The sequence below is a fragment of the Streptomyces prunicolor NBRC 13075 genome, assembly GCF_000367365.1.
Classification (GTDB): Bacteria; Actinomycetota; Actinomycetes; order Streptomycetales; family Streptomycetaceae; genus Streptomyces; species Streptomyces prunicolor.
On the sequence record NZ_BARF01000132.1, the window covers coordinates 1 to 24,160 of the forward strand.

Below are 24,160 nucleotides of genomic sequence, written 5' to 3' on the forward strand. Positions count from 1 at the left end.
CCAACCGAGTCGGGTGGGCGGGTGGGCAAACAAACAAACGAACGGGCCCGCCCCCGGGAGCCGGGGGCGGGCCCTTTTCGTCCTCGCGGTGGCACCGCCATGCAGCACCGCGAGGGGTTCTTGAGGCGGCCGGGGTCTAGCCGAAGCGGCCCGAGATGTAGTCCTCGGTGGCCTGGACCGACGGGTTGGAGAAGATGCGTTCCGTGTCGTCGATCTCGATCAGCCGGCCGGGCTGGCCGACCGCCGCGAGGTTGAAGAAGGCCGTACGGTCCGAGACGCGCGCCGCCTGCTGCATGTTGTGCGTCACGATGACGATCGTGAACCGTTCCTTCAGCTCGCCGATCAGGTCCTCGATGGCCAGGGTCGAGATGGGGTCGAGGGCCGAGCAGGGCTCGTCCATCAGCAGGACCTTCGGTTCCACCGCGATCGCCCGCGCGATGCACAGCCGCTGCTGCTGACCACCCGACAGACCCGAACCGGGCTTGTTCAGGCGGTCCTTGACCTCGTTCCAGAGGTTCGCGCCCTTGAGGGACTTCTCCACGACGTCGTTCAGCTCGCTCTTCTTGTACGAGCCGGCCAGCCGCAGCCCCGCCGCCACGTTGTCGAAGATCGACATCGTGGGGAACGGGTTCGGGCGCTGGAAGACCATGCCGATCTCGCGGCGTACCGACACCGGGTCGATGCCGTGGCCGTAGAGGTCCTCGTCGTCCAGGAGCACCTTGCCCTCGACCCGGCCGCCGGTCGTCACCTCGTGCATACGGTTGAGCGTGCGCAGGAACGTCGACTTGCCGCAGCCGGAGGGGCCGATGAAGGCCGTCACCGAGCGGGGCTCGACCGTCATCGAGATGTCTTCGATTGCCTTGTGTGAGCCGTAGTAGGCGGTCAGCCCGCTTACGTCGATTCGCTTGGACATGATTGCTTCACTTCCAGAGATTCAGATCGGTCGCTGAGTAGGTCGCGTCAGCGACCGGTCTTGGGGGCCTTCCAGCGGGCGATGCCGCGGGCCACCAGGTTGAGGATCATCACGAAGGCGATCAGCGTGAGGGACGCGGCCCAGGCACGGTCGTAGGCCGCACCGGAACCCGCGCTCTGCGCGAACTGCTGGTAGATGTACAGCGGCAGCGACGCCTGCGCACCCGAGAACGGGTCGTTGTTGATGAACGGGTTGCCGAACACCAGCAGCAGTACGGGCGCGGTCTCACCGGCGATACGGGCCACCGACAGCATGATGCCGGTGGTGATGCCGCCGATCGCGGTCGGGAGGACCACCTTCAGGATCGTGCGCCACTTCGGGATGCCGAGGGCGAGGGAGGCCTCGCGCAGCTCGTTCGGGACGAGTTTCAGCATCTCCTCGGTGGAGCGGACCACGACCGGCATCATCAGGATGGCCAGGGCGCAGGAACCGGCGAAGCCGGAGGGTCCCAGGTCCCACATGAGCATCAGGGACAGGATGAACAGACCCGCGACGATCGACGGGATGCCGGTCATGACGTCGACGAAGAACGTGACCGACTTGGAGAGGGCGCCTGATCCGTACTCGACGAGGTAGATCGCGGTGAGCACACCGATCGGGGCGCCGATCAGGGTGGCGAGGCCGACCTGCTCCAGGCTGCCGATGATCGCGTGGTAGATACCGCCGCCGGGCTCGGTGTCGCCGACCACGCCCATCGAGTGGCTCAGGAAGTAGACGTCGAGGACCTTCACGCCGCGCGAGATCGTCGTCCACAGGAGCGAGACGAGCGGGACGACGGCGAGGAGGAAGGCGACCCAGACCAGGCTGGTCGCGATGCGGTCCTTGGCCTGGCGGGAGCCCTCGACGCGCGCTGCGATGACGTACGTACCGACGACGAAGAGGATCGCCGCGATCAGGCCCCACTGGATCTTGCTGTCGAGGCTGCCGACCAGGCCGATGAGGACGGCCAGGACGATGGAGCCGCCGGCGATCGCGTACGGCGACCAGTTGGGGAGCGTGGCGCCCTGGAGGGTGCTCGTGGGCTTCTCGGCTGCGACTGCGTTGCTCATGCGTTGGCCCCCGAGTACTCCGCGCGGCGGGCGATGATGAGCCGGGCCGCGCCGTTGACCAGCAAGGTGATGACGAACAGGACCAGACCGGAGGCGATCAGCGCGTCCCGGCCGTCCGGGGTCGCCTCGCTGAACTTGCTGGCGATGTTCTGGGCGAAGGTGCCGCCGCCCGGGTTGAGCAGGCTGGCGTGGATGATGAAGTCCGGGGAGAGCACGGTGGCGACGGCCATCGTCTCGCCGAGCGCGCGGCCGAGGCCGAGCATCGAGGCGGAGATCACGCCGGAGCGGCCGAAGGGGATCACCGCCATGCGGATGACCTCCCAGCGGGTGGCGCCGAGGGCGAGGGCCGCCTCTTCGATCATCTGCGGGGCCTGGCGGAAGACCTCGCGGCTCACGTTGGTGATGATCGGCAGGATCATGATCGCGAGCAGGATGCCGACGGTGAGCATCGAGCGGGGGGCACCCTCGTCCCAGGAGAAGATCCCGGTCCAGCCGAAGAAGTCGTTCAGCCAGCCGAAGAGCCCGACCATGTGCGGCACGAGGATCAGGGCGCCCCACAGGCCGTACACGATGGACGGTACGGCGGCCAGCAGGTCGATGACGTACGAGACCGGGCCGCGGAGCTTGCGCGGGGCGTAGTGCGTGGTGAAGAGGGCGATGGCGACCGCGATCGGGACCGCGATGACCATGGCGATGATCGAGGACACCACCGTGCCGAACGCCAGGACGGCGATGCCGAACTTGGGCGGCAGCAGGTTGGTGTTCCACTCGAAGGTGGTGAGGAAGTTCGCGTGGTCCTTGCTGATCGCGAGCGAGGCGCGATAGGTGAGGAAGACCGCGATCGCGGCCATGATCACCAACAGCAGGATGCCCGACCCGCGGGAGAGACCGAGGAAGATCCGGTCACCGGGTCGGGTGGCGCCGCGTGCGGTGCGCTGCTGCGCGGCGGCGAAGGGCTCGGGGGTGGGAGGCGGTGCCTCTTCGGGGTTCTTGGTCGATATGTCCATCAGGATTCTCCGGTCTGCGGGTCCACACGTGCTGTGTGCGGTCCGTGGCGGCGGTGCACCGGACGGTGCGGCCGGGTCCCTGGTCCGGGACCCGGCCGCACACTCGGATTAGCTCAGGCCCGCGATGGTGCTGCGGACCTTGGTGATGATCGCGTCGGGGATCGGCGCGTAGTCGATGGTGCTGAGCAGCTTCTGGCCGTCCTCGCTGGCGATGTAGGTGAGGAACGCCTTCGTGGCGGGCAGCGTGGCGGCCTTGTTGCCCTTGTCGCAGACGATCTCGTACGTCACCAGGGTGATCGGGTACGCGCCCTCGGCCTTGGTCTTGTAGTCCAGCTTCAGCGTCAGGTCCGAGCCGGTGCCGACGACCTGGGCGGCGGCGATGTCCTTGGTGGCGCTCTCGGTGCTGGGCGCGACCGGGGCGGCGGCACCGGTGTTGATGCTGACGGCCTTGACGCCGTCACCGACGTAGGAGAGCTCGAAGTAGCCGATGGCGCCGGAGGTCTGCTTGACCCCCGCGGCCACGCCCGCGGAGCCGGCCGCCGACTGGCCGCCCTTGCCCTGCCAGGCCTTGCCGCCGGAGTACTTCCAGTTGTCCGGGGTGGTGGCGATCAGGTACTTGGTGAAGTTGTCCGTGGTGCCGGACTCGTCCGAGCGGTGGAACGCCTGGATCTTGAGGTCGGGCAGCGTGGCGGACGGGTTCAGCTTCTTGATCGCCGCGTCGTTCCACTTGGTGATCTTGCTGTCGAAGATCTTGGCGAGCGTCGGGGCGTCCAGGACCAGGTTGTCGACACCCGGGACGTTGTAGCCGAGCGCGATCGGGCCGCCGACCATCGGGAGGTCGATGCCCTGGCCGCCGGAGCAGACCTGCTTGGAGGCGGTGACCTCTTCGGGCTTCAGCGCGGAGTCGGAACCGGCGAAGGCCAGCTGACCCTGGTTGAAGGAGGTGACACCTGCGCCGGAGCCGCCACCCTTGTAGTTGATCTGGACGCCACAGGCCTGGCTGAACGCCTTGACCCACGCGTCGATCGCGTTCTTCTGCGCGGACGAGCCGTCGGCGAGCAGCTGACCCTTGGCGTTGTCGCACTTGATCGAGCTGGCGTTGGCCGACGAGGAGCTGGTGCCGGTCGCCGTGCCGCCGTTGTCGTCCGAGCCGCACGCCGTGAGGGCCAGGGCGCCGGAGACGGCGAGAGCACCGAGGGTGAGGGCCCGCCGGTTCATGCGCTGAAGCTTCACTTGAAAGTGTTCCTTCCGAGAGCCGCCGTCCTGAATTACGGCGGCGTGCGAAGACGTGGGTGACGCGGGTGCGACCCCCAGGTCGCGGCTCGCATCGCGTAAGGCCGAAAGTAGGCAGATCAGGTGAAGGCGCCTATGGGCATAAGTGAACGGAGGGTGAACCCCTGTGGGCGGTGCGGTTAGGTCACGGAACGCTCACGTCGAGGACACGGGCTGATCCCGGACTATGCCAGGCGTAGAGCGGTCTTCAGCGGGTCCACGAGGGGGCGTTACCCCGGCCGGGTGAGGGACCTGCTCCGGCCCCCCGTTCGCAACGTAACGCGAGGTGGGCGGCACGGCACCCGCGGGACGGCGGGCGTATTTCGGTGGCCTCGCGGTGTCATGGGCACGTAGGTTCACGGCGTCCCAGGAGGTGAGGCCGTGGCCACGTACGGCACGCTGTTGATTCCGCTGCCGCTCGACCGGGCGGTCCCCGTTCTGCGCGAGGTCTGTGCGGCCGCCTACGCGGCGCCCGCCGGGCCGGGGTTCTGCCTCGTCCATCCGGACCGGTTCCTCGACGGCAACGGTGTCTTCTCGCTCGCCGGGCCGGTCAGCGCCGCCTTGGGCGTTCCGGTGCTGGCCGCCTTCCAGTACGACGGCGACCGGCTGGAGCTGGAGGTCTGGCGGGACGGAGTCCGTGCCTACCGCTACGACTCCTCGCCGTACGACCGGGACGACAAGCCCGCCGACGGCAGACCCACGGACGCGGACCCCGCCGCGTTCCTGGACTTCGCCGCCGGTCCCGTGGACGGGTACGGGCTGGCCTGCGCGCTCGCGGACACCCCGCTCGACGAGAGGGACATGGACGTCGACGGGGAGCCGGGGTACGTCTGGGCGCAGGACCTGCACTGGGACGTGCTGGCGGCGCTCGGACACCCGGGCCAGGTGAGCGCCCGCGCACAGCGGGACCACTGCCACTTCGAGCGCGCGCCGCGGATACTCGCGGAGCTGCTGGCGAGCGGAGAGCTCGTCGTCGTCGGCAAGGCCGAAAGCCGCGAGGACACCCCCTAGCCGAGCCGAGCCTCAGTCGAGAGGGTCCTCGTCCGTGCCGACCGCGATGAGGACGAGGGAGATCAGGTCGCGGTCCCGCTCGTGGGTGAGTCGGCGGTGGGCCTCGGCCGGCCGGAGCCAGCGCAGCGTGTTCACCTCGTCGTTGGGCGCGAAGGCTCCGCCGGTCGCCTCGGCCGCCCAGTAGCGGACCTCTTTGGGCCGCCCGTGATGGTCGACGTAATGGGCGGACGGGAGTCTCGTCCCCAGCCGGCACGTGTAGCCGGTTTCCTCCAGGACCTCGCGGCGGGCCGCGTCCTCGAAGGTCTCGCCGCGCTTGAGCTTGCCCTTGGGCCACGACCAGTCGTCCCACTTGGGCCGGTGGACCAGCGCCAGTTCGAGCCCTCCGGCGGGCCGGTGGCGCCACAGGACGCAGCCCGCTGCCTGGACGGTGGTGTCGTGCGTGGAGGAAGTCACTGGTCGTTCACCGTCTCCTCTGCGTGGGTGGCGCGGGGCGTCAGAGCGTGCCCACCGCCTGTTTCTGCCAGGACTGCTGGAAGGCGAAGCGGGCCGCCTCCACCTCGTGGCGCTGGTCGGCGTGCAGGACTCCGAGTGCGTACGCGGTCGCCGGGGCGATGCGGGGGGTGCGGGCCGCCGAGGCCGCCGCCGCCGCTGCCTCGGAGGCGTCCCGGTGGAGGTTGAGGGCCTGGCCGGCCGTGAGGAGTCGTACGTCCAAGGGGGCGCCGTTCCCGTGCAGGACCTCGCCGGCGTAGCGGTGCAGGCGCAGCAGCAGGCGGACCTGGTGCCAGGGGCCGTCCTGGGGGTGCGGGGCGGGGTCGGGGGAGAGGCCGTGGATCAGCGCCTCCGCGTTATAGGGGTGCCCGGCGGTGATCAGCGGCAGTGCGGTGACCGCGTCGGTGAGGCGCTCCCCGGCGGCGGCGGCCAGCGGGCGCAGGTCGGACATGGCGGCGGCCGGGGTCAGCGGGACCTCGCTGGCCAGTACGGCGACCTTGTCGGCTACGGCGTGGAAGCGGGAGGAGCCGAGGGCCTGGAGGGCGGTGGAGTGGGCCCGGGTCCGGGCCAGGGTGAGCTGGCGCTCCAGCAGGGCGCCCGCCTTGGCCGCGCCCACGGTGAGGTTGCCGCGATCGGCGGTGGGGGTGGCCGGTCCGCGGGTGCCGACGGCCGTGCCGGGTCCCGGGACGCCCCGGCCCGCGCCGGTGACCCGGCCGCCCACCGCCGAGGCCGCCGACTGGGCGGGGAACGCCGCCGAGCCCGACAGCCGGTGCAGGGCGAGCAGCAGCCGTTCGAGCCGGGCCGCGCAGGCGTGTTCCAGGGCCAACGTGCCGGACAGCCACGCCAGTTCGGGGCGCATCTCCTCGGACCAGTCGGCGTCCAGCAGTGGACGGAAGGTGTGCAGGCTGCCGCTGATCCGGCGGGCCGAGTGGCGCAGGGCGCGCGCCGCGTCGACGGAATCCTCCGTGCCGTTCTGGCCGCTGCCACTGCCGGTCTCCCGGTGCAGCCGCAGGGCGCGGAGGAACTCCGTGGCCTGTCCGCGCAGGTAGCCCGCGAGGGCGTCACCTGGCACGGCTCGGGCCGTGGGATCCGTCGGGTCAAGGTGTTGCTGTGCCACGCCGGCGCCTCCGGGCGTCTATGAGCATCTCCTGGACGTTGCGCAGGGGTTGGCCTTCCGCGTCGGTCGCGTGCCGGGTCCACTCGCCGTCCGGGCCCAGGTGCCAGGAGGACGTGGTGTCCGACATGCCGGTTTCCAGCAGCCGGCTGATCGTGGCGCGGTGGGCCGGGTCGGTGACCCTGACGAGGGCCTCGATCCGTCGGTCGAGGTTGCGGTGCATCATGTCGGCGCTGCCGATCCACACCTCGGGCTCGCCTCCGTTGCCGAAGCCGAAGACGCGGGAGTGTTCGAGGAAGCGGCCGAGGATGGACCGTACGCGGATGTTCTCGGACAGGCCGGGGACGCCGGGCCGTACCGCGCAGATGCCGCGGACCCACACGTCGACCGTGACGCCCGCCTGGGACGCGCGGTAGAGCGAGTCGATGATCGCCTCGTCCACCATCGAGTTGACCTTGATGCGGATGAACGCGGGGCGTCCGGCACGGTGGTGCTGGACCTCCTTGTTGATCCGGGCGATCAGGCCGTCGCGCAGGGACTTGGGGGCGACCAGCAGGCGGCGGTAGGTCTCGCGGCGTGAGTAGCCGGACAGCCGGTTGAAGAGGTCCGAGAGGTCGGCGCCGACCTGCGGGTCCGCGGTCAGCAGGCCCAGGTCCTCGTAGAGGCGGGCCGTCTTCGGGTGGTAGTTGCCGGTGCCGACGTGGCTGTAGCGGCGGAGCGTGTCGCCTTCCTGGCGGACCACGAGCGACAGCTTGCAGTGGGTCTTGAGTCCGACCAGGCCGTAGACGACATGGCAGCCCGCCTCTTCCAGCTTGCGCGCCCACTTGATGTTGGCGTGCTCGTCGAAGCGGGCCTTGATCTCGACCAGGACGAGGACCTGCTTGCCGGCCTCGGCCGCCTCTATCAGCGCGTCGACGATCGGGGAGTCGCCCGAGGTGCGGTACAGGGTCTGCTTGATCGCGAGGACGTCGTCGTCGTTCGCCGCCTGCTCCAGGAACCGCTGCACGGACGTGGAGAACGAGTCGTACGGGTGGTGCAGCAGCACGTCCCGGTTGCGCAGGGCGCCGAAGATGTCGGGCGCGGACGCGGTTTCGACCTCGGCGAGGTCGCGCTGGGTGCCCGCGATGAACTTGGCGTACTTCAGCTCGGGCCGGTCCAGGCCGCCGATCCGGAACAGTCCGGTCAGGTCGAGCGGGCCCGGCAGCGGGTACACCTCGGCCTCGCTGATCTTCAGCTCGCGCACCAGCAGGTCGAGCACCTCGCGGTCGATGGACTCCTCGACCTCCAGGCGCACCGGCGGCCCGAAGCGGCGCCGCATGAGCTCCTTCTCCAGCGCCTGGAGCAGGTTCTCCGCGTCGTCCTCCTCGACCTCGAGGTCCTCGTTGCGGGTCAGCCGGAACGCGTGGTGCTCCAGGATCTCCATGCCCGGGAAGAGTTCTTCCAGATGGGCGGCGATCACGTCCTCCAGCGGGACGTACCGGCCCGGCGAGGACTCCAGGAAGCGGGAGAGCAGCGGCGGCACCTTGACGCGCGCGAAGTGGCGATGGCCGGTGACCGGGTTCCGTACGACGACCGCGAGGTTCAGCGAGAGGCCCGAGATGTACGGGAAGGGGTGCGCGGGGTCGACCGCCAGCGGGGTCAGCACCGGGAAGATCTGGTGCCGGAACAGCGTGAAGAGGCGGGCCTGCTCCTTCTCCGTCAGCTCGTTCCAGCGGACCAGGTGGATGCCCTCCTCCGCCAGCGCCGGGGCGATGTCCTCGTGGTAGCAGGCGGCGTGCCGGGCCATCAGCTCGCGCGAGCGGGCCCAGATCATCTCCAGCACCTCGCGCGGCTGGAGGCCGGACGCGGAGCGGGTGGCGACACCGGTGGCGATACGGCGCTTGAGGCCGGCCACCCGGACCATGAAGAACTCGTCCAGGTTGCTGGCGAAGATCGCGAGGAAGTTCGCCCGCTCCAGCAGGGGCGTGTTCGGGTCCTCGGCCAGCTCCAGGACCCGCTCGTTGAACGCGAGCCAGCTGCGCTCCCGGTCCAGGAAGCGGCCCTGCGGAAGCTGGGGCCCGTCGTACGGCGACTCCTCGTACTCGTCGAGGTCGGCGTCGATGTCGGGTTCCAGATCGGAGACCGCCGCCGACACGGTGTGCGGGCGGTGGGCGGCTATGGAGCCCACGGAGGGCTGCGCGTGCTGGACCTGGGCCTGGGCGTTGGGCTGGCTGCTCATGTGCCCATTGTTCCGCGCCACCGGCGATACGGGCGCGTCGGACAGCGCCGGAAGGAGCGGGAGGGCGTCCCCGTTCCTCCCGTTCACCCCGGGAGGTGGCGAAGGCTCTGGCACGACGGGCGTCATTCGCCGAGCGTCGCAAGCCCGTCTGAACCAATGGTTACGGCGACATGGCGTGCGGGATATCGGAGGGCGGCTCCCGGACGTCTACGGCACGGAAACGAACGTATCGGATGCCGGGGAGCCGTGGGCAGGGGGGATCAGGTCAGGCCGTGCGGCGGCGCAGCAGGGTGAAGGCGGCGGCGACGGCCAGGGCGGTGACGGTGAGGATCAGGGCGGTTTCGGTGAGCTGGAGGGGCCAGAACTGGGAGGAGGGGTGGTACTCCCGGTAGTGGCCGACGATGTCATGGGCGGCCAGGCACGCCTTCTCGGCTGTGCCGCACGGGTCGGGGATGTGGGCGCCGGTGGAGGTGACGGCGCCTTCGCCGCCGTGGAAGGCCGCCTTCATCGGCGGGTAGCCGTCGGGCAGGGCGCTGACGTCGGTCCGCCACGGCCAGAGGTGGGGGCTCGCCCACAGGACGAGGCTCCGCGCGACCCCGGTCGCCAGGACGGCGACCATGAGGCCGACCGCGGCGCGGCGCACGACCAGACCCGCGAGGGCGCCGAGGGCGAGGCCGAGCAGCGGGAACGCGATGGCGATCGGTCCGTTGGTCTCGAAGGTGCCGTTGTCGGTCCAGTTCCAGCCCTTCGGCACCTGGTGCGCGTCGAACAGCAGGCGGTGCAGCCCGACGAGCAGGGTGGTGCCCGCGGTGAGCAGTGCGGCCGGGGCGGCGAGCTTGGTGGCCAGCCAGCGGACCGGGCTGACCGACTGGGTCCAGGCGAGTTCCGCGGTGCCGTTCTCCAGTTCGCGGCCGATCAGCATGCCGCCCGCCCAGAGGGCGACGAGGATCGGCAGGAAGTCGATCGCGGCCTCGCTGAACCGGAAGGCGAGGTGGTACCTGTCGACGGAGTAGTCCTCCAGGTCGCAGAGGTCGACGGTGCACTTCCGCCGCCACGCGGCACCGGCCGCGTTCCCTCCCGGGCCGTACGCCCACAGGAGCACCGCCGAGACCAGGGTGACGAAGACCCCCCAGAGGAACAGGGCGGGCTGGTGCAGGCGCAGGACGGCACGCCAGGCGCGGGCCGGTCTCGGGCGGGCCGTGGCGGCGACGGCCTGGGCGGTCATACGGCGGTCCCTTTGCTGTTCGTACGGCGGCCGAGCAGCGCGTACGCGGCCACGAGGGCGAGGGCGGTGAGGGCGAGGAGCACGGCGGTCGCTGTGAGCTGGACGGGCCAGAAGCGGCGGTCGGGCCAGATGTTGTCCCACTCGGCGCCGAAGAAGTGGCGCGCCGCGAAGGTGACCCCGGCGGCCACCGCGAGGGCGGGCAGCGCGCGGCCGAGGGCGACTCCGGCGAGGGTGCCGGCGGCCAGGGCGAAGAGGACCAGGGCGACGGAGAGCGGGCCGGCCGGGACGAGGACGCGGTCGTAGGACCAGTTGGTGACCAGGACGTCCTGGTCGCCGGTCCAGACCCAGGCGTAGACCAGGCCCAGCAGGGTGGTGCCGGCGGTCAACGGCAGGGCCGCCGCGCCGAGTTGGGCGGTGAGCCAGCGGGCCGGGGTGACGGACTGGGTCCAGGCGAGGCGGGCGGTGCCGGTCTCCAGCTCGCGGCCGACGAGGGCGGCACCCGCCCAGGCGGCGACGGCCAGGGAGACGTAACTGAGCACCTCGCCAAGGAAGTTCATGACGTTGTTGACGTCGGTGAGGACGAAGTACTGGTCGACGGGGTGCCGTTCGGCGGGCGCCCGGAACAGGTGCACCCAGAGCAGCGCGCCCACGGCGAGCAGCAGGAACGCGCCCCAGACGGTCAACGCCGGTCGGTGCAGGCGCAGTACGGCGCGCTGCGGCTGGGTGGTGGGGCTCAGGGCCAGGGCGGTCATACGGCGGCTGCCTTACGTGCGGGCGCCGACGGACCGGTCTGGCGCCTGAGGAGTCGGAACGCGGCCAGGGCCAGGAGCGCGGTGACGGCGAGGATGATCGCGGTCGCGGTCAACTGGAGCGGCCAGTAGTGGGATTGGGGGTGGTAGTCGTTGTAGTAGCCGACGGCGTCGAGCTTGGTGTAGCGGGCCTGGCAGCTCGCGAAACCGGAGCCCCCGCAGTGCGGGTCGGCGACGTGGGCGCCGGTGGAGGTGACCAGGCCCTGGTCGACGATGATGCCGGAGCCCTGCGGGACGTCGTTCTTGAGGCTGCTGAACTTGGTGACGGTGGGCCAGAGGTGGGGCGTGGCGATGGCCATGACGCTCCACAGGAGCCCCGTGCCGCACAGCGAACCGACCAGCGAACCAAGGGAGTTGCGCTTGAGCAGGCCGAACAGGGCGCCGATCACCAGGGCGGCCAGGGCCATGGCGGCGGTGGCCGGGCCGTTGGCCGCGTAGGTGCCGACGTCGTACCAGCTCTTGGCCGAGTCGAGGCGGCCCTGGCCCGTCGACCAGGCCCAGTGGTGCAGCCCGACGAGCAGTCCGGAGCCCACCGCGACGAGTACGGCCGGGACGGCGAGCTTGGCGGCGAGCCAGCGGGCCGGGGAGACCGACTGGGTCCAGGCCAACTGCGCCGTGCCGTGCTCCAGTTCGCGGCTGGTCAGGGTGGCACCGGACCAGGCGGCGATCAGGACGGGGACGCCGATGACGGCGAAGGTCGTGTACATGTACCAGTCCTTGTGGCGGCCGACCGCGCTCGGGTCGTACGCGCAGCCGCCCGTCTCGCAGGCGTGGTACTGCTTCCAGCCTTCGACCGCCCCTTCGGTGAGCGGCCCGCCCACCCACAGCAGGAGTCCGCCGAGGACGAGCACGAACACGGTCCAGGCCAGCAGGGCCGGGCGGTGCAGGCGCAGCAGCCAGTGGAGCAGATGCGGCGAGGAGCCGGCCGGGCGCCCGGTGACCGGCGGTGTGGCGAGGGCGGTCATACGGCGGTCTCCTCGGTCTTGGCGGCGGGGGCGGCACCGGCCTCGGGGTTGCGCAGATAGGAGAGGACCAGCTCCTCCAACGACGGGGTGCTGGTACGCCAGTCGGTGTCGAGGGTGCTCGACGGGCGGACCAGCGCGCTGAGTTGGCGGCCGGTGGTGCGGGACTCGACGACCGTGTGCGGGGCGAGGACCGCGTGCGCGGGCGCGGACACATGGACGTGCGCGGCGAGCAGCTCGTCGATCTCACCGGCGAGCCGGACCCGGCCGCCGCCGATCAGCAGCAAGTGGTCGCAGGAGTCCTCCAGTTCGGCCACGACGTGCGAGGACATCACGATCGTGGTGCCGGACTCGGCGGCCTGCGCCATGAGGAGGCCCATCATCTCGTGCCGGGCCAGTGGGTCCAGGTCGGCCATCGGCTCGTCCAGGAGCAGCAGTTCGGGCCGCTTGGCCAGCGCGAGGGCGAGGGCGACCCGGGTGCACTGGCCGCCGGAGAGGGTGCGGATGCGGGACTTCGGGTTCAAGTCCCCGTCGTCCACGATGCGTTGGGCGACGGAGGCGTCCCAGCGGTCGGTGTTCAGGTCGGCGCCCATGCGCAGCGTCTCGGCGACGCTGAGCTGCGGGTAGAGGGGCTTGTCCTGCGCGACGTAGGCCACCCGCTCGCGGGCCGCGCCCGGCACCGTACCGAGGACGGATATCGCGCCCTCGGTCGGCGCGAGCAGTCCGGCGGCGAGCGTGAGGAGCGTGGACTTGCCCGCGCCGTTCGGTCCCACGACCGCGCAGACGCGTCCGGCGGGCAGCCGGAAGGCGCAGTCCCGCAGGGCCCACCCTCCCCGCCGGCCGAACCGCTTGCCGAGAGCGGCGGCCTCTATCGCGGCGGTGCCTGTCATCAGTCTTCTCCTTGGAAGTGCTTGTCGAGTACGGCGGTGAAGAGCGCGGCGACGTCGTCCCGGCCGAGTCCGGCCTCCCGGGCGCGCTCGGCCCAGTCGTCGAGTTCTAACCGCAGGGGCGAGTCGGCGGGCGTGATGCTCAGCCCCTTGCGGATGAAGGTGCCGAGTCCACGGCGGGCCTCGACCAGCCCTTCGCGCTCCAGCTCGCGGTAGGCCTTCAGGACGGTGTTCGGGTTGATGGCGGTGGCCTCGACGACCTCGCGGGCCGTCGGCAGCTTGTCGCCGGGCTCCAGCATGCCCAGGCGCAGCGCCTGCTTGGTCTGCTGGACGATCTGAACGTAGGTGGCCACGCCGCTGTGCCGGTCGATGCGGTACTCGACCACTGGGGTTCCACCACCCTTTCACTAATTGAGTAGTGAAAGGGTGGTGCAAGGGGCCTGAGAAAGTCAAGTGAGATCGATCGAGATTGATTGAGATCGATCGAGATCGGTGTGCCGGTCCGTGAACCGATCGGCGGGGCTCGTGCGATGAGGAGATGTGAGCGATACGGGAAGCGACGGGGAGCTGCTGCGGGCCATCGCGGCGGACGGCGACCGGCGCGCGTTCGAGGAGCTGTACCGGCGGTACGCGCCCTGGCTGACCGCGCGGCTGCGCGGCCGGTGCGCCGACGCCGGGATGGTCGACGACGTCGTACAGGAGACGTTTCTCGCGGTGTGGCGGGGCAGCGCCCGCTACCGCGAGGACGGCGATGTGGCCGGGTGGCTGTGGCGGATCGGGTCGCGGCGGCTGATCGACGTGCTGCGCGGCGACGGGGCGCGCGGCCGGATGCGGCAGGCGCTGGCGCGGCTGCGGCACCGGGACGAGGCGTCGGCGGAGGAGCGCGTGCTCGCGGGAGTCGAGCACGGTGACCTCGCGGGCGCCCTGGTCCGGCTCTCGCCGGAGTTGCGGGCGGTCCTCCAGGCCACCGTGATCGACGGGCTGACCACCCGGGAGGCCGCCGTCCTGCTGGGCATCCCGGCGGGCACGGTCAAGACACGGGCCATGCGGGCCCGTAAGCAACTGCGGGAGGAGCTGGCATGACCTGGCATGTGGCCGAAGACGACGTACGCGCCTATGCGCGGGGCGAGTTGGCACCGCCCATGCTCTGGTCCGCCGACACCCACCTCGCCCAGTGCGCCGAGTGCCGGGCCCTGCTCGCGTCCGTCACCGACCCGGTGGCGCTCGACGCGGGCTGGGAACGCCTCGACGCCGAACTCGACGCCCCCAGAAGGGGGTTGGTGGAATCCCTGCTCGTCCGGATCGGCGTCGCCGACCACACGGCACGGCTGCTGGCGGCGACGCCGGTACTGCGCCGCTCGTGGTTCGGCGCGGTGGCCCTGCTGCTCGTGATGACGGTCCTGGTGACCGACGCGTCGAACGTCGCGACACCCGACGTCTTCCTCGCCCTCGCCCCGCTGCTGCCGCTCGCGGGTGTGGCGATGGCGTACGGCCCGGTGCTCGACCCGACCTACGAGATGACGGTCGTGGCCCCGATGCACGGCTTCAAGCTCCTCATGATCCGCACAACCGCCGTACTGGTGGCGGGACTTGGCCTCAACGGCCTGGCGACCCTGGCCCTGCCCGGATACGGCCTCGCCGCCCTGGCCTGGCTGCTCCCCGCGCTCGCCCTCACCGCGACGAGCCTCGCGCTGACCCCGCGCCTGGGCCCGGTCCTCGCGCCGGGTGTGGTCGGCGGGGCCTGGACCGCCCTGCTGCTGGTGGCCCACGGGCGGGCGACCCACGGCGGCACGCTCGCCCCGTTCACCGCGACCGGCCAGACGGTGGCAGCGGCGGTGGCGGTCCTGGCCGCGGGCCTGCTCTACCTGGCCCGCGACCGCTTCGACACCAAGACCCCGGGCTTCGGCCCAACAGCCTGATTCCTCAAGCGACTTCACGCCCCACTTCATCCACTTCACGCAACTTCATGCCATTTTCTGACTGGAGTACGTCATGACCACCACCGTCTCCGCGGCCGGGCTCAGCCTGCGCTACGGCCTGACGACCGCCCTCGACGACGTGTCGCTGCGGCTCACCGAAGGCGTCACCGGCCTGCTCGGCCCCAACGGGGCCGGAAAGACAACCCTGTTGAGGGTGCTGGCCACCGCGGTCCCCGCCGACGAGGGCACGTTCACCGTCCTCGGCCACGACCCCCGCACGCCCGCGGGCCGCCAGGAGACCCGGCGCGTGCTCGGCTACCTCCCGCAGACGCCGGGCTTCCACCCCGACTTCTCGGCCTTCGACTTCGTCGACTACGTAGCGATCCTCAAGGAGTTGACCGACCGCACCGCCCGCCACAACGAGGTACGGCGGGTGCTCGCCGAGGTCGACCTGTCGGACGTACGCGGCAAGCGCATCAAGAAGCTGTCCGGCGGTATGCGCCAGCGGGTCGCGCTCGCGGCGGCGCTGGTGGGCGACCCCGGCTTCCTGGTCCTGGACGAGCCGACGGTCGGCCTGGACCCCGAACAGCGCATGCGCTTCAGGGAGTTGATCGCCCGCGCAGGGGAGGGGCGAACAGTTCTCCTGTCCACCCACCAGACCGAGGACGTGGCGATGCTCTGCCACCGCGTCGTCGTGATGGCCGCCGGCCGCGTCCGCTTCGACGGCACCCCGGCCGAACTCACCGCACGGGCCGCGGGCCGCGTCTGGAGCAGCTCGGAACGGGACCCGAACGCGAAGGCGGGCTGGCGCACCGGCCTCGGCGTCTTCCGCAACGTGGGCGACCCGCCGCCCGGCGCCGAACTCGTCGAACCCACCCTGGAGGACGGCTACTTGCTCACCCTCGACGGCATGCACGCGGAGGCGACGGCATGAGCACGGTACTGACTGAGGCCCCCGCCGAGACGAGCACGGCACCCGCCCGCGAGCCATGGTCGGCGATCTTCGCCCTGGCCCGCTTCGAGTCCCGCAAACTCCTCCTCCGTATCCCGGTGCTGTTCATGCTGGCGGCCTACGTCGCCTGGATCGTGTGGCGCACCAAGAGCGGCTGGTACGGCTATCCGGCCCTCCAGGACGTCGACCGCGCCACCCAGACCGGCCCGCTGCTGGTCGGCTTCGCGGTCCTGCTCTGTGTCAACCAGGCCGTACTGCGTTCCCAACGGCACGACACAGAGCGGCTGTTCGGGGTTCTGGTCCTCGAACCGTGGCGTCGTACGGCCGCGCACGCGCTGTCGATCCTGCCGGTGACCGGACTCGTCGTGCTGGGCGTGGCGGCCCAGTTCGGCTGGCAGGCGGTCAAGTCGACGGCGGTGGGCCACGGTTCGGTGGGCGAGCTGCTGGTAGGCCCGCTGTGCGTGCTGCTCTGCGGGGCGATCGGGCTGCTGATGGCGAGGCTGGTGCCGAAGCCGTTCGCGATCCCGGTGGCCGCGGTGCTGTTGCTCGTGTTCTCCGTCCTCGCGCCGGCCTCGATCGGCGGCGGCAGTGCCACGGCCTGGCTGACCCCGATCGTCGGCGAGGGGAGCACCAAGACGATCCCCTCCGAACTGATCGGCCGCCCGGCCGTCTCGCACTCCCTGTACCTGACGGGCCTGGCCCTGACCCTCGCCCTGCTCGCGGTACTGATCAGCAAGGGCCGTACGAAGACGTCGACGGCGGTCCTGGCGGGCTCGCTGGCCGGAGCGATCGCCCTCGGCGTGGTCGGCGGAGTCGGCCAGGCGGCAGGCGTCTCGTCGGAGACGGTCGCGGCCCGCACGGTGGCCACGCTCAACCCGCAGAAGGTCCAGTCCTGCGTCCGGCACGGCCGTTCGACGTACTGCGCGTTCCCCGAGTGGGTACCCAGGACGGCGACATGGGCCGAGGTCACGGACCACGTCCAGTCCCTCGCGGGCGGCACCGCACAGACCCGGAAGCTGCTCGTGCAGCAACGGGTCGAGGCCCGCTACGGCATGGAGGGCGACGGCGCGATCGAGCCGTCCACCACACCGAACCAGGTCACCGTCCGCACGATGTGGGGCGGACCCCGGACACCGGAGTTCTCCGCCGCGGTCGCCTCCGTACTGGTCCTCGGGAACGAGAAGGCCGGCGGTGACGTGTGCGACGGCCGCATGGTCACCATCATGTGGCTGGCCCTGGGCTGGACGTCCGACCCGGTGACCGAGCTCCGCGCGGTCCGCCTGAGCGACACCGTGACCGGTTCCTCCATCGTCCTGTCGCCGACCAACGGAATGACCATGACGGCCGGACAGACCAGCGTCGTGAGGGAGTTGCTCGCGGCGGGCCCGTCCACGGTCACCCCGAAGGTGAAGGCGCACTGGGCGGAACTGACTGCTCCGAAGGTGACGACGGCAAAGGTCGCTCAGCTGCTGGGCGTCAAGGCTCCCGGTGGGGCTGACAAGTGCGAGTGATGACGAGGGAGAGCGGGGAGACTGAGCAGGCGGGAGTCCAACCCCCTTCTACGGCAAGGGTGTTGGCGCAGCTGACCCGCCCCGTCCTGCGCGCCCTGCCGGTACGGGGGCTGGCCGCGACCGCAGCGGTGGCGCTGCTGATCGCCGCCCTGCCCCGCCTGCTCTCGGACGAACCGGACCAGTGGTCCGCGCTCATCGCCCTGCGCGCCGCCGCCCTCACCTTCGCCCTGGGCCTGGCCTTCGTCCTGGACGACCCGGCCCGCGACCTGACGTCCTCGGTACCGACCCGCCGCATCCTCCGCACGACCCTGCGGGTGGCACTGGTGGCCCCGTTCGCGGCGGCCTGGTGGACAGCGGCGGTCCTGCTGATCCCGTCGAAGATCCGCCCTCCGGTGGGCGACATGACCCTGGAGGCGGCAGCGGCGGCGGTCCTCTCCCTCGCGGCGGCGGCAGCGGCCCTCCGCTTCACAGCCGAACCGGAACCGGGCCAGCGGGTGGCCGCCGGTTTCCTGGTCATCGCCCTGGTGTCCCCGCTGGCGCTGCCCAATGACTGGGGGATGTACGTCTCCCCTACGGAGAAGCAGTGGGGGGTGGGGCATGATCACTGGGCGATGGTGCTGGTGGGGGCGGTTGCGGTGTGGGCGGCTTGCGGGCCGGAGCCGGTGAGGCGCAGGCGGCTGATCCCGACCTGATTGGACGTGATCAGGGGCCGGGGTTCTCCTTCAGTGCCTCTACGAAGGCGGTGAAGACCTCGGCGGGGAAGGTGAGTGTGGCTCGGGCCGGGGTCTTGGAGTCGCGTATGGCTATGCGGGTGGGGCGGTGTGCGATCTCCACGCAGGAGTTGCCGTCCCCGGCACCGGAGTACGACGACTTCTGCCAGTGGTCGCGGGTGTTCACGGGGTGCCTCACGGTTCTTTGGACAACCCGTCGATGAAGGCGGTGAAAGCGCGGGCGGGGAAGGTAAGAGTGGCTCGGGCTGGGACCTTGGAGTCCCTGATGGCTATGTGCGGGTGGCGATGGGCGACCTCCACGCAGGCGTCGCCCTGGCCGCCCCCGGAGAACGATGACTTCTTCCAGATGCCAGGGGTGATCATGCGGTCACAGCTCCTTCGCCAGCCTGTGGATGAAGTCACGCGAACGCTCGGGTTCAAGTGACACCGCCTCCACCCTACGGAAGAGGGTTCGATAGCGATTGAGCTGGGCCTCGGAGTCAATGAAAACGGGGCCGTTGGGGCCGTCACGCACCACGGTGTCCAACTGCGGAACAGCGCCGCCCGCGTACACCATGGCACTTCCGGCCCCGCCGAAGCCGTTCAGATCGAAGGGGATGACACGCACGGTGACATGGTCGGCTTCGGAGAGTTCCAGGACACGGGCGAGTTGAGCCCGCGCCGCAGTTTGGTCGCCGACCCGGATGCGCAGGGCTGCCTCGTGGATCACCGTCTCGTACGGAATCGGATCCGGGCGCTCGATGATGATCCTGCGCTTCATCCGGTGTTCCACCCAGCTCTCCACCTCACTCTCGGGGAACTCCGGGTTCACGTAGGAGAAGAGGGCTCGGGCGTAGTGCTCGGTCTGCAGAAGGCCCGGGATGTGCAGGAAGTCCACGTCCCATCGGCAGCTGGCATGGTGCTCCAGCTCGGCCAGGTCGAGGAACGGCGTGGGTAGGGATCCTCGGTACTCCTCCCACCAGCCACGGGTCCGGTCGGTCGCCATGGCAACGAGGGCGTCGATGAACTCCTCATCCGTGGCTGCATAGTTGGCCGCCAGGCGGCGTAGCCGCTTTTCGCTGACGCCGGTGAGGGCCGCCTCGATCTGGCTGATCTGCGCGGCGCTCACTCCGAGCAGCGCCGCCCCTTCGCGGGCCGCGAGACCTGCCGCGTCGCGGAGTTTGCGCAACTCGACTGCCAGGCGCATCTGACGTGCCGTTGGCTCGCGTCTCAATGCCACGACCGTTCCTCCCAACGCGCCCGTGGGCGCGACTCGTTCGGGGGTCAGATTACGCGACCGGCTTGCGAAACTTAAAATGCTAGGTCTACCGTCGGTGATGCGACGCACACGCTGCGGAAATCCCGGGGCACCGGAAGCGCACCACTCCGTCCTGCCAGGACGGCTGCGGCAAGCCACCGCCCGCGACACCCCGCAGTCCTCCGAACCCCCCATCACCGAACCGGAGTTGACGCATGCCCGAAAACCCGCCCGTGCCCTGGGAGTACTGCCTCTACATCCCCAACGACCTGCGTGCCGTCACCGTCAGCCGCCGCACCCTGCGCCTGATCCTCACCGTGCACGGCCTGATCCGCCTCGCCGACACCGCCGAACTCCTCGCGACGGAGCTGGTCGCCAACGCCGTACGGCACGCGAACGGGGCCGCCGCCCTTCGGGTGGGCTGGGCGGCGGGAGTACTGCGGCTCGGGGCCTGGGACGCCGACCCCCAACCTCCCGAGCCGCCACGGTCGTTGGCGGAACTCGGCGACGCGGAGGACGGCCGCGGTCTCGCACTGGTCCGGGCCTGCGCCGACCAGTGGGGCTGGCAGCCGCTGTCCCGGAACGGCAAGCGGGGGAAGCTCGTGTGGTGTGAGCTCGCTGCGGCTTGAGGGGTCTTCGAAGTTGAGTGAAGGGCGGGGCGCTCGGCGTCAGGAGGCGAGCCGCAGAAGTGTGACACTCAAGCGGAAAGTGTCACACTTCTGCGGGCAACGTCTGCTCCGGCGGGGACGGGCAAAGGGCCGCACCGCTCACATTCGAAGACCCGGCTTGAGGCGATGTCCGGCCGGAACTACCGCACAGGGCAGAGCAGGTCTGGCTTCGAACGGTTCGGGGAACATGTCACCAGCGCCAGGGACAGATACGCGGGGCGTTCGAGATAGAAGCCGAACGACACATCGGCCCCCGACTCCAGCCGCTCGGCAGCGGAGTTCACCAGCCGGGCCAGTCGGGTGGTGTCGCGCTGGGCCTCGGACGTGAACCGGGGTGCATACTCCGCGAGTTGCTCCCCGAGCCATGACGCCGCTTCCTTCGCCTCGTCCCACGTGGCGCGCACGAGCGAGGGGGGCTTGATGAGCCAGTACGCCGTTTCGAGCGGCGGAAGATCCACCGTCGGGAACTCCGCGGCCACTTCACGGTAACGCTGGATCAGTTCCGGCCTGCTTCCAGCGGGAGGAGGCTCCGGATGCGGGGGCCGCCGTAGCGCCTCGTGGTCGAAACGCTCCTTCGGGCCGGTCCACAAGTAGCCGTGGTGGTGCACCAGTTGTTCCCGTTTCGAGAAGTGCCGACCGGGCAGCCGGGCCCAAGGGCGGGGACGGGCCCGGCTGCCCGGCCGGCAGAGGGGACGGATCAGACGTTCAGGCCGAACCGCGCCGGGTCGATCCCCGCCGCGTCCAACTCCTCCGAGGTGAACCGCAACGGCTCCACGCCCGGCCGCTTGCTGTCGCCCAACGCCCAGGCGTCCACACCGATCCGCGCCAGGGTCACGCACCCCTCGGTGCAAGGGCCACCGCACGCCTTCACGAACGAGGCGCCGCTGAGGTCGAGCGCGTACAGGTCAGTTCCGTTCTGCATCGCTGCACCTACCTTCTTGTTGAGCTGATCGCGGCCATGGGTGACCGCCACCGCCCGTGTCGCGGGCGGGAGTTGAGGGGAGAGGAAGCCCTACGCCTCAGCGACCGGAGCGCTTGGCGCGCGCAGCGCAACGCGGGCACTGGCACGGGGGCCATTCCGAGGTGCCCAAGGGAGCCAGGTCTACGTCACCGCCGAACACGGCCCGCTCGGGCTCCCAGGAACGTCCGGAGTCACGCGAGACCCGCATGGTCATCAAGGGGCGGTCGGCGAAGAGGTCCGAGCCGGATTTCATGCCGCATGTGCCTTCGCCTGGTGTCGGCGAATCCTCACGTTGGCGTCGATCACGGCGCTGGAGTCTCCTGTGGAACGGGCGTTCTCGCGGGCCGTCGACAAGGACAGGCAGTCAGGGCAGCCAGGCACAGCCGAAGGCTCACGCGGAAGTTCGGTCAGGTGCGTTCCCGCCGTGGCCTCGGTCTGAGGATCGGACGTTCTTTCTTCGCTCTCCATGTCGCCATCTTCGGCGCGCCGCAGAGGCTTCTCTAGCCTGTTTCCTGTTCCCGCAAGAATTCGTCGCGGATTCTCTCGACGAGGCTCCGCATGCCGTCACTGGACAACGCTATTCGCTCGAATCCCTCGAACTTTTCGACGTAGAGTTCTACATCCTTCGGGTCCGTGACGACCACCTCGGCGTGGACCGTCTCTATCGTGACCATTCGGTCGTCGCGAATGACGAATGCGTGATTCGCGATATCGAGCTGCTGCACCCGCAGGGGAACTACCCGGATGTCCACGTGAGGGAATCGTGAAACAGAAACGAGGCGGTCGAGCTGCGCGGCCATCATCTGCGGCGGAACGATGCGCCACCGCAGGACAGGCTCTGTGATGATGAAACGCAGTGACTTCTTGCTGTCGTAGAGGACTGCCTGACGTTCAAGTCGGCCGTTGATCGTGCGGGTGAGTGCGTCCTCGCTGAGGTGGTGGCGTCGCAGAACGGCCCGGATGTATTCCGGTGTCTGGAGCAGACCGGGAATCAGGGCCGACTGGAACAGCCGCAGCGTCGACATCTGAGTCTCCAGAGCCTTGGCGGCCTGCTGCCCCTTGTGGACTCCCATCCGCTTGAGGAGACGCCATGCCGTCGCCTCGGTCGCCGAAGCTCGTGCGGCCTCGGTGTCTCCGCCTTGACCTCGTCAGATACTCCGATGGCAGTCAGGATGCGCTCTACGTCCGTCGCGCCGGCCGCGAGCTTCGCATTCTCGATCTTGGACAGCTTGGAGGGAGACATGAGGGCGCTGCGGGCCACTGCTTTGGCTTCCTTCCCGGATGCCATCCGCAGCGCCCGCAGCGCGGCTCCAAGCTGTGCTCTGTTCACGCCCCGTACTTGGCCCACCATTTGGTGAACGGCTCCGCCTGAGCGAGTGCCACGTCGCGGAACCGCGTGAATTCCGCCGTTCGTTCGGGCGACAGGACTTCCGCGCCCAGGAACTTCCCGGTCCCGTCGTAGTTCATTGTGGCAACGGTCTCGGAGTCGAAGAACCAGAAGTCGGGCACGTTCTCCAGAGGATTGGATCTTTCGGTGATGTCGAGAATGAAGAACTCTTCGCCCCCTGACATGTTCCTCTGATATCCCCACCCGAGTTCGAACCTGAGATAGTCCGAGAGCGGGCGGCGCAGAATGTGCACCCGATAGATCCGCTTACGCTTCGCCGTGTGCGATCGGAGCTCTTCGATCCAGCCCGCGTTGTAGTCGTCCGGCTGTGGCTTGCCGGCCAGGAAAGCGTGGTAGGCCCCGACGTTTCCGGACCTGCTGTAGTCGTCGAGGGTTTCGAGGCGGAACGCCTCCCGCTCGAACGTGTCGAAGAGGTCCCCGAGAGTCCTAGACGAGGTTGCCACGGATGGCCTTCCGGATCAGTTCCATCGGGATCTCGACCAGGGTTTCGTGAGCGGGAATCTCAAGCCCGTGATCGGTCGGCGTCTCGCCCTGCACCAGGAACGTGCCGCGGTCCGTCGCGTAGATCGTCGGGCAGTCCTTGATGTCGCACGTGCTGACCAGCTTGGTGACCTTCATGGTCCGCGTTCCCCCCCCGCCGTGGCGCTGCCAGTACCCCGCTTCCGAGTCGATGCTCCCGAGCGAGGGGCGGACGGGTCAAGCGATCACGGTTGACGGAACGGGAAACCGCGTAACCTGCCCCAGCCAGGGCGATCCGCACCGGCGTCGATCACCGGCACACGCGGCTCAAGCGAGTTCAGCGGCCCGACCCCCGCCTCACGACTCCGACCGGTACATCAGGTCCGTCTCGTACGTCGTGAATCCCAGCCGCTCATACACGGACACCGCCGCCTTGTTGTCCGCGTCGACGTACAACATCGCCGTGGGCAACCTCCGCGCGGCAAGGTGCCGTAGACCGATCGTCGTCAGCGCCTTGCCGAGCCCGCCACCCTGCGCACCCGGCAACACCCCGACGACGTAGACCTCACCGAGCTGCTCCTGCTCATGCACCTTCGTCCAGTGGAAGCCCACCAGTTCGCCGTCCCGTTCCGCCAGGAAGAACCCCTCGGGGTCGAACCACGCCTCGGACTTACGGTCGTCCAGGTCGCCCTGGGTGAGGGACCCCTGCTCGGGGTGGTGGGCGAAGGCCGCGGCGTTGACGGCAAGCCACGCCGAGTCGTCGACGCCGGGTACGAAGGTCCGTACGGTGACCCCCTTCGCGAGCACCGGATCCGGCAGCTCAAGGTCGGTCAACGGCCGCCGCAGCTGCCGGAGTTCACGGAACATCGTGAGCCCGAGAACCTGCGCGAGGTGACGCGCGGCGGCATGGCCACCGTGGGCCCACACCCGGAGCCGTTTCCCGGACGCGGCCAGCAGGGCGGCGCCGAGCGCCCGCCCGTGACCGTGGCCCCGGTGCGAGGGGTGGACGACGAGTTCGGCGGCCGGCGCCTCGACCGGGTCCGTGTCCTCCAACTGCGCGTAGCCCACGAGCTCTTCGCCCAGGGTGAGCAGCAGATGCGAGACCCCGTCGCGCTCACCGCCCCGGATCCGCAACCGCCCCTGCTCGGACACCGCCTGCTGCCCGTCGGTCCGCGCGGCCTCCGAGATCAGCGCGAGGACGGCTGCGCCCTGGTCCGGGGAGAGCGCGGAGTAGGTCTCGATGGATCGGGAGCCGGGCGCGGGCCGTACGGTGTCGTCGCTGGTCATGGGTACGAGGG

The 24,160-nt window shown here is 70.0% G+C and carries 26 protein-coding genes and 2 pseudogenes; 7 read left to right on the forward strand and 21 right to left on the reverse strand.

The features are described 5' to 3' along the window. Positions 1 to 136: 136 nt before the first annotated feature. The 4 genes from pstB to pstS all read right to left on the reverse strand — a co-directional run bounded on the left by pstB (position 137) and on the right by pstS (position 4,262). Positions 137 to 913: a phosphate ABC transporter ATP-binding protein PstB gene (gene pstB / locus SPR02S_RS49500; protein ID WP_019064501.1), complete on the reverse strand. Its 777-nt coding sequence runs from the start codon at positions 911 to 913 to the stop codon at positions 137 to 139. 47 nt (positions 914 to 960) lie between these two features. Beyond that, positions 961 to 2,022, reverse strand: a complete 1,062-nt coding sequence (pstA, locus tag SPR02S_RS49505; protein WP_019064502.1) for a phosphate ABC transporter permease PstA — start codon at positions 2,020 to 2,022, stop codon at positions 961 to 963. Continuing rightward, positions 2,019 to 3,029, reverse strand: coding sequence for a phosphate ABC transporter permease subunit PstC (gene pstC / locus SPR02S_RS49510; RefSeq protein ID WP_019064503.1), 1,011 nt, complete (start codon positions 3,027 to 3,029; stop codon positions 2,019 to 2,021). Before pstC ends, pstA begins: the two co-directional genes overlap by 4 nt. 108 nt (positions 3,030 to 3,137) lie before the next feature. Further along, positions 3,138 to 4,262, reverse strand: a complete 1,125-nt coding sequence (gene pstS, locus SPR02S_RS49515) for a phosphate ABC transporter substrate-binding protein PstS (RefSeq protein WP_019064504.1) — start codon at positions 4,260 to 4,262, stop codon at positions 3,138 to 3,140. Positions 4,263 to 4,682: 420 nt separating this feature from the next. On the opposite strand from pstS, the gene SPR02S_RS49520 reads away from it, so the two are divergent. Further along, complete coding sequence (locus SPR02S_RS49520) at positions 4,683 to 5,312, forward strand: hypothetical protein (RefSeq protein ID WP_019064505.1); 630 nt, start codon at positions 4,683 to 4,685, stop codon at positions 5,310 to 5,312. A 12-nt stretch (positions 5,313 to 5,324) separates the two neighbouring features. Here the strand turns inward: SPR02S_RS49520 and SPR02S_RS49525 are convergent, their stop codons facing one another. From SPR02S_RS49525 to SPR02S_RS49560, 8 genes and pseudogenes are all read right to left on the reverse strand, one after another. Beyond that, positions 5,325 to 5,765 (reverse strand): NUDIX hydrolase, encoded by a 441-nt coding sequence (locus tag SPR02S_RS49525; protein WP_019064506.1) that lies wholly within the window; start codon positions 5,763 to 5,765, stop codon positions 5,325 to 5,327. A gap of 40 nt (positions 5,766 to 5,805) precedes the next feature. Further along, on the reverse strand, positions 5,806 to 6,918 hold the full coding sequence (locus SPR02S_RS49530; protein ID WP_026151618.1) for a CHAD domain-containing protein: 1,113 nt from the start codon (positions 6,916 to 6,918) through the stop codon (positions 5,806 to 5,808). Continuing rightward, the gene (locus SPR02S_RS49535) at positions 6,899 to 9,259 is read right to left on the reverse strand and encodes an RNA degradosome polyphosphate kinase (protein WP_086021732.1); all 2,361 of its coding nucleotides are present in this window, start codon (positions 9,257 to 9,259) and stop codon (positions 6,899 to 6,901) included. The genes SPR02S_RS49530 and SPR02S_RS49535 overlap by 20 nt, the downstream gene beginning before the upstream one ends. Positions 9,260 to 9,398: 139 nt before the next feature. After that, positions 9,399 to 10,358 carry an ABC-2 membrane transporter-related protein gene (locus SPR02S_RS49540; protein WP_019064509.1) on the reverse strand — a complete coding sequence of 320 codons (960 nt, stop codon included), beginning with the start codon at positions 10,356 to 10,358 and terminating at the stop codon, positions 9,399 to 9,401. Continuing rightward, positions 10,355 to 11,110 carry an ABC-2 membrane transporter-related protein gene (locus SPR02S_RS49545; RefSeq protein WP_019064510.1) on the reverse strand — a complete coding sequence of 252 codons (756 nt, stop codon included), beginning with the start codon at positions 11,108 to 11,110 and terminating at the stop codon, positions 10,355 to 10,357. The genes SPR02S_RS49540 and SPR02S_RS49545 overlap by 4 nt, the downstream gene beginning before the upstream one ends. After that, positions 11,107 to 12,132, reverse strand: coding sequence for an ABC-2 membrane transporter-related protein (locus SPR02S_RS49550; protein ID WP_019064511.1), 1,026 nt, complete (start codon positions 12,130 to 12,132; stop codon positions 11,107 to 11,109). The genes SPR02S_RS49545 and SPR02S_RS49550 overlap by 4 nt, the downstream gene beginning before the upstream one ends. Positions 12,133 to 12,521: 389 nt before the next feature. Then, a pseudogene (locus SPR02S_RS66520) lies at positions 12,522 to 13,019 on the reverse strand (ATP-binding cassette domain-containing protein); the annotation flags it as partial. Further along, a complete protein-coding gene (locus SPR02S_RS49560; RefSeq protein ID WP_019064513.1) occupies positions 13,019 to 13,402 on the reverse strand; it encodes a GntR family transcriptional regulator in 384 nt (127 codons plus the stop codon). The pseudogene SPR02S_RS66520 and the gene SPR02S_RS49560, both read right to left, overlap by 1 nt. A gap of 154 nt (positions 13,403 to 13,556) precedes the next feature. Between SPR02S_RS49560 and SPR02S_RS49565 the strand changes: the two genes are divergently transcribed. From SPR02S_RS49565 to SPR02S_RS49585, 5 genes are all read left to right on the forward strand, one after another. Continuing rightward, entirely contained in the window at positions 13,557 to 14,099 is a 543-nt protein-coding gene (locus SPR02S_RS49565; protein ID WP_019064514.1) for an RNA polymerase sigma factor, read from the forward strand. Continuing rightward, the gene (locus tag SPR02S_RS49570) at positions 14,096 to 14,935 is read left to right on the forward strand and encodes a cupin domain-containing protein (protein ID WP_019064515.1); all 840 of its coding nucleotides are present in this window, start codon (positions 14,096 to 14,098) and stop codon (positions 14,933 to 14,935) included. Before SPR02S_RS49565 ends, SPR02S_RS49570 begins: the two co-directional genes overlap by 4 nt. A 73-nt stretch (positions 14,936 to 15,008) precedes the next feature. Further along, a complete protein-coding gene (locus tag SPR02S_RS49575; RefSeq protein ID WP_019064516.1) occupies positions 15,009 to 15,869 on the forward strand; it encodes an ABC transporter ATP-binding protein in 861 nt (286 codons plus the stop codon). Then, positions 15,866 to 17,398: a hypothetical protein gene (locus tag SPR02S_RS49580; protein WP_019064517.1), complete on the forward strand. Its 1,533-nt coding sequence runs from the start codon at positions 15,866 to 15,868 to the stop codon at positions 17,396 to 17,398. The genes SPR02S_RS49575 and SPR02S_RS49580 overlap by 4 nt, the downstream gene beginning before the upstream one ends. 59 nt (positions 17,399 to 17,457) lie before the next feature. Next, positions 17,458 to 18,090, forward strand: a complete 633-nt coding sequence (locus tag SPR02S_RS49585) for a hypothetical protein (RefSeq protein ID WP_019064518.1) — start codon at positions 17,458 to 17,460, stop codon at positions 18,088 to 18,090. Positions 18,091 to 18,100: 10 nt separating this feature from the next. On the opposite strand, the gene SPR02S_RS49590 is transcribed toward SPR02S_RS49585, so the two are convergent. From SPR02S_RS49590 to SPR02S_RS49600, 3 genes are read right to left on the reverse strand one after another with little or no spacing between them, the layout of a single operon-like run. Then, positions 18,101 to 18,295 (reverse strand): DUF397 domain-containing protein, encoded by a 195-nt coding sequence (locus tag SPR02S_RS49590; protein WP_019064519.1) that lies wholly within the window; start codon positions 18,293 to 18,295, stop codon positions 18,101 to 18,103. Positions 18,296 to 18,303: 8 nt separating this feature from the next. Next, positions 18,304 to 18,492, reverse strand: coding sequence for a DUF397 domain-containing protein (locus tag SPR02S_RS49595; RefSeq protein WP_019064520.1), 189 nt, complete (start codon positions 18,490 to 18,492; stop codon positions 18,304 to 18,306). A gap of 4 nt (positions 18,493 to 18,496) precedes the next feature. Continuing rightward, positions 18,497 to 19,315 (reverse strand): helix-turn-helix domain-containing protein, encoded by an 819-nt coding sequence (locus SPR02S_RS49600; protein ID WP_019064521.1) that lies wholly within the window; start codon positions 19,313 to 19,315, stop codon positions 18,497 to 18,499. Positions 19,316 to 19,581: 266 nt separating this feature from the next. On the opposite strand from SPR02S_RS49600, the gene SPR02S_RS49605 reads away from it, so the two are divergent. Beyond that, positions 19,582 to 19,995, forward strand: coding sequence for an ATP-binding protein (locus SPR02S_RS49605; RefSeq protein ID WP_019064522.1), 414 nt, complete (start codon positions 19,582 to 19,584; stop codon positions 19,993 to 19,995). A 179-nt stretch (positions 19,996 to 20,174) separates the two neighbouring features. Here the strand turns inward: SPR02S_RS49605 and SPR02S_RS49610 are convergent, their stop codons facing one another. The 6 genes and pseudogenes from SPR02S_RS49610 to mshD all read right to left on the reverse strand — a co-directional run bounded on the left by SPR02S_RS49610 (position 20,175) and on the right by mshD (position 24,149). Continuing rightward, entirely contained in the window at positions 20,175 to 20,642 is a 468-nt protein-coding gene (locus tag SPR02S_RS49610; protein WP_019064523.1) for a hypothetical protein, read from the reverse strand. A gap of 89 nt (positions 20,643 to 20,731) precedes the next feature. Continuing rightward, positions 20,732 to 20,956 carry a hypothetical protein gene (locus SPR02S_RS49615; RefSeq protein ID WP_019064524.1) on the reverse strand — a complete coding sequence of 75 codons (225 nt, stop codon included), beginning with the start codon at positions 20,954 to 20,956 and terminating at the stop codon, positions 20,732 to 20,734. Positions 20,957 to 21,495: 539 nt separating this feature from the next. Continuing rightward, positions 21,496 to 22,283, reverse strand: a pseudogene (locus tag SPR02S_RS58185) (helix-turn-helix domain-containing protein). A gap of 38 nt (positions 22,284 to 22,321) precedes the next feature. After that, on the reverse strand, positions 22,322 to 22,846 hold the full coding sequence (locus tag SPR02S_RS49625; protein ID WP_019064526.1) for a DUF6879 family protein: 525 nt from the start codon (positions 22,844 to 22,846) through the stop codon (positions 22,322 to 22,324). Next, the gene (locus SPR02S_RS49630; protein WP_019064527.1) at positions 22,830 to 23,021 is read right to left on the reverse strand and encodes a hypothetical protein; all 192 of its coding nucleotides are present in this window, start codon (positions 23,019 to 23,021) and stop codon (positions 22,830 to 22,832) included. Before SPR02S_RS49630 ends, SPR02S_RS49625 begins: the two co-directional genes overlap by 17 nt. Before the next feature lie 198 nt (positions 23,022 to 23,219). Beyond that, positions 23,220 to 24,149 carry a mycothiol synthase gene (mshD, locus tag SPR02S_RS49635; protein WP_019064528.1) on the reverse strand — a complete coding sequence of 310 codons (930 nt, stop codon included), beginning with the start codon at positions 24,147 to 24,149 and terminating at the stop codon, positions 23,220 to 23,222. Positions 24,150 to 24,160 lie beyond the last annotated feature (11 nt).

Excerpts from the sequence above, each read along its gene's own strand:
- pstB (WP_019064501.1), bottom strand. The coding sequence starts at position 913 with ATGTCCAAGCGAATCGACGTAAGCGGGCTGACCGCCTACTACGGCTCA.
- pstA (WP_019064502.1), bottom strand. The coding sequence starts at position 2,022 with ATGAGCAACGCAGTCGCAGCCGAGAAGCCCACGAGCACCCTCCAGGGC.
- pstC (WP_019064503.1), bottom strand. The coding sequence starts at position 3,029 with ATGGACATATCGACCAAGAACCCCGAAGAGGCACCGCCTCCCACCCCC.
- SPR02S_RS49535 (WP_086021732.1), bottom strand. The coding sequence starts at position 9,259 with ATGACGCCCGTCGTGCCAGAGCCTTCGCCACCTCCCGGGGTGAACGGG.
- SPR02S_RS49540 (WP_019064509.1), bottom strand. The coding sequence starts at position 10,358 with ATGACCGCCCAGGCCGTCGCCGCCACGGCCCGCCCGAGACCGGCCCGC.
- SPR02S_RS49545 (WP_019064510.1), bottom strand. The coding sequence starts at position 11,110 with ATGACCGCCCTGGCCCTGAGCCCCACCACCCAGCCGCAGCGCGCCGTA.
- SPR02S_RS49550 (WP_019064511.1), bottom strand. The coding sequence starts at position 12,132 with ATGACCGCCCTCGCCACACCGCCGGTCACCGGGCGCCCGGCCGGCTCC.
- SPR02S_RS49570 (WP_019064515.1), top strand. The coding sequence starts at position 14,096 with ATGACCTGGCATGTGGCCGAAGACGACGTACGCGCCTATGCGCGGGGC.
- SPR02S_RS49575 (WP_019064516.1), top strand. The coding sequence starts at position 15,009 with ATGACCACCACCGTCTCCGCGGCCGGGCTCAGCCTGCGCTACGGCCTG.
- SPR02S_RS49580 (WP_019064517.1), top strand. The coding sequence starts at position 15,866 with ATGAGCACGGTACTGACTGAGGCCCCCGCCGAGACGAGCACGGCACCC.
- SPR02S_RS49595 (WP_019064520.1), bottom strand. The coding sequence starts at position 18,492 with ATGATCACCCCTGGCATCTGGAAGAAGTCATCGTTCTCCGGGGGCGGC.
- SPR02S_RS49600 (WP_019064521.1), bottom strand. The coding sequence starts at position 19,315 with ATGCGCCTGGCAGTCGAGTTGCGCAAACTCCGCGACGCGGCAGGTCTC.
- SPR02S_RS49605 (WP_019064522.1), top strand. The coding sequence starts at position 19,582 with ATGCCCGAAAACCCGCCCGTGCCCTGGGAGTACTGCCTCTACATCCCC.
- SPR02S_RS49615 (WP_019064524.1), bottom strand. The coding sequence starts at position 20,956 with ATGCAGAACGGAACTGACCTGTACGCGCTCGACCTCAGCGGCGCCTCG.
- SPR02S_RS49630 (WP_019064527.1), bottom strand. The coding sequence starts at position 23,021 with ATGAAGGTCACCAAGCTGGTCAGCACGTGCGACATCAAGGACTGCCCG.
- mshD (WP_019064528.1), bottom strand. The coding sequence starts at position 24,149 with ATGACCAGCGACGACACCGTACGGCCCGCGCCCGGCTCCCGATCCATC.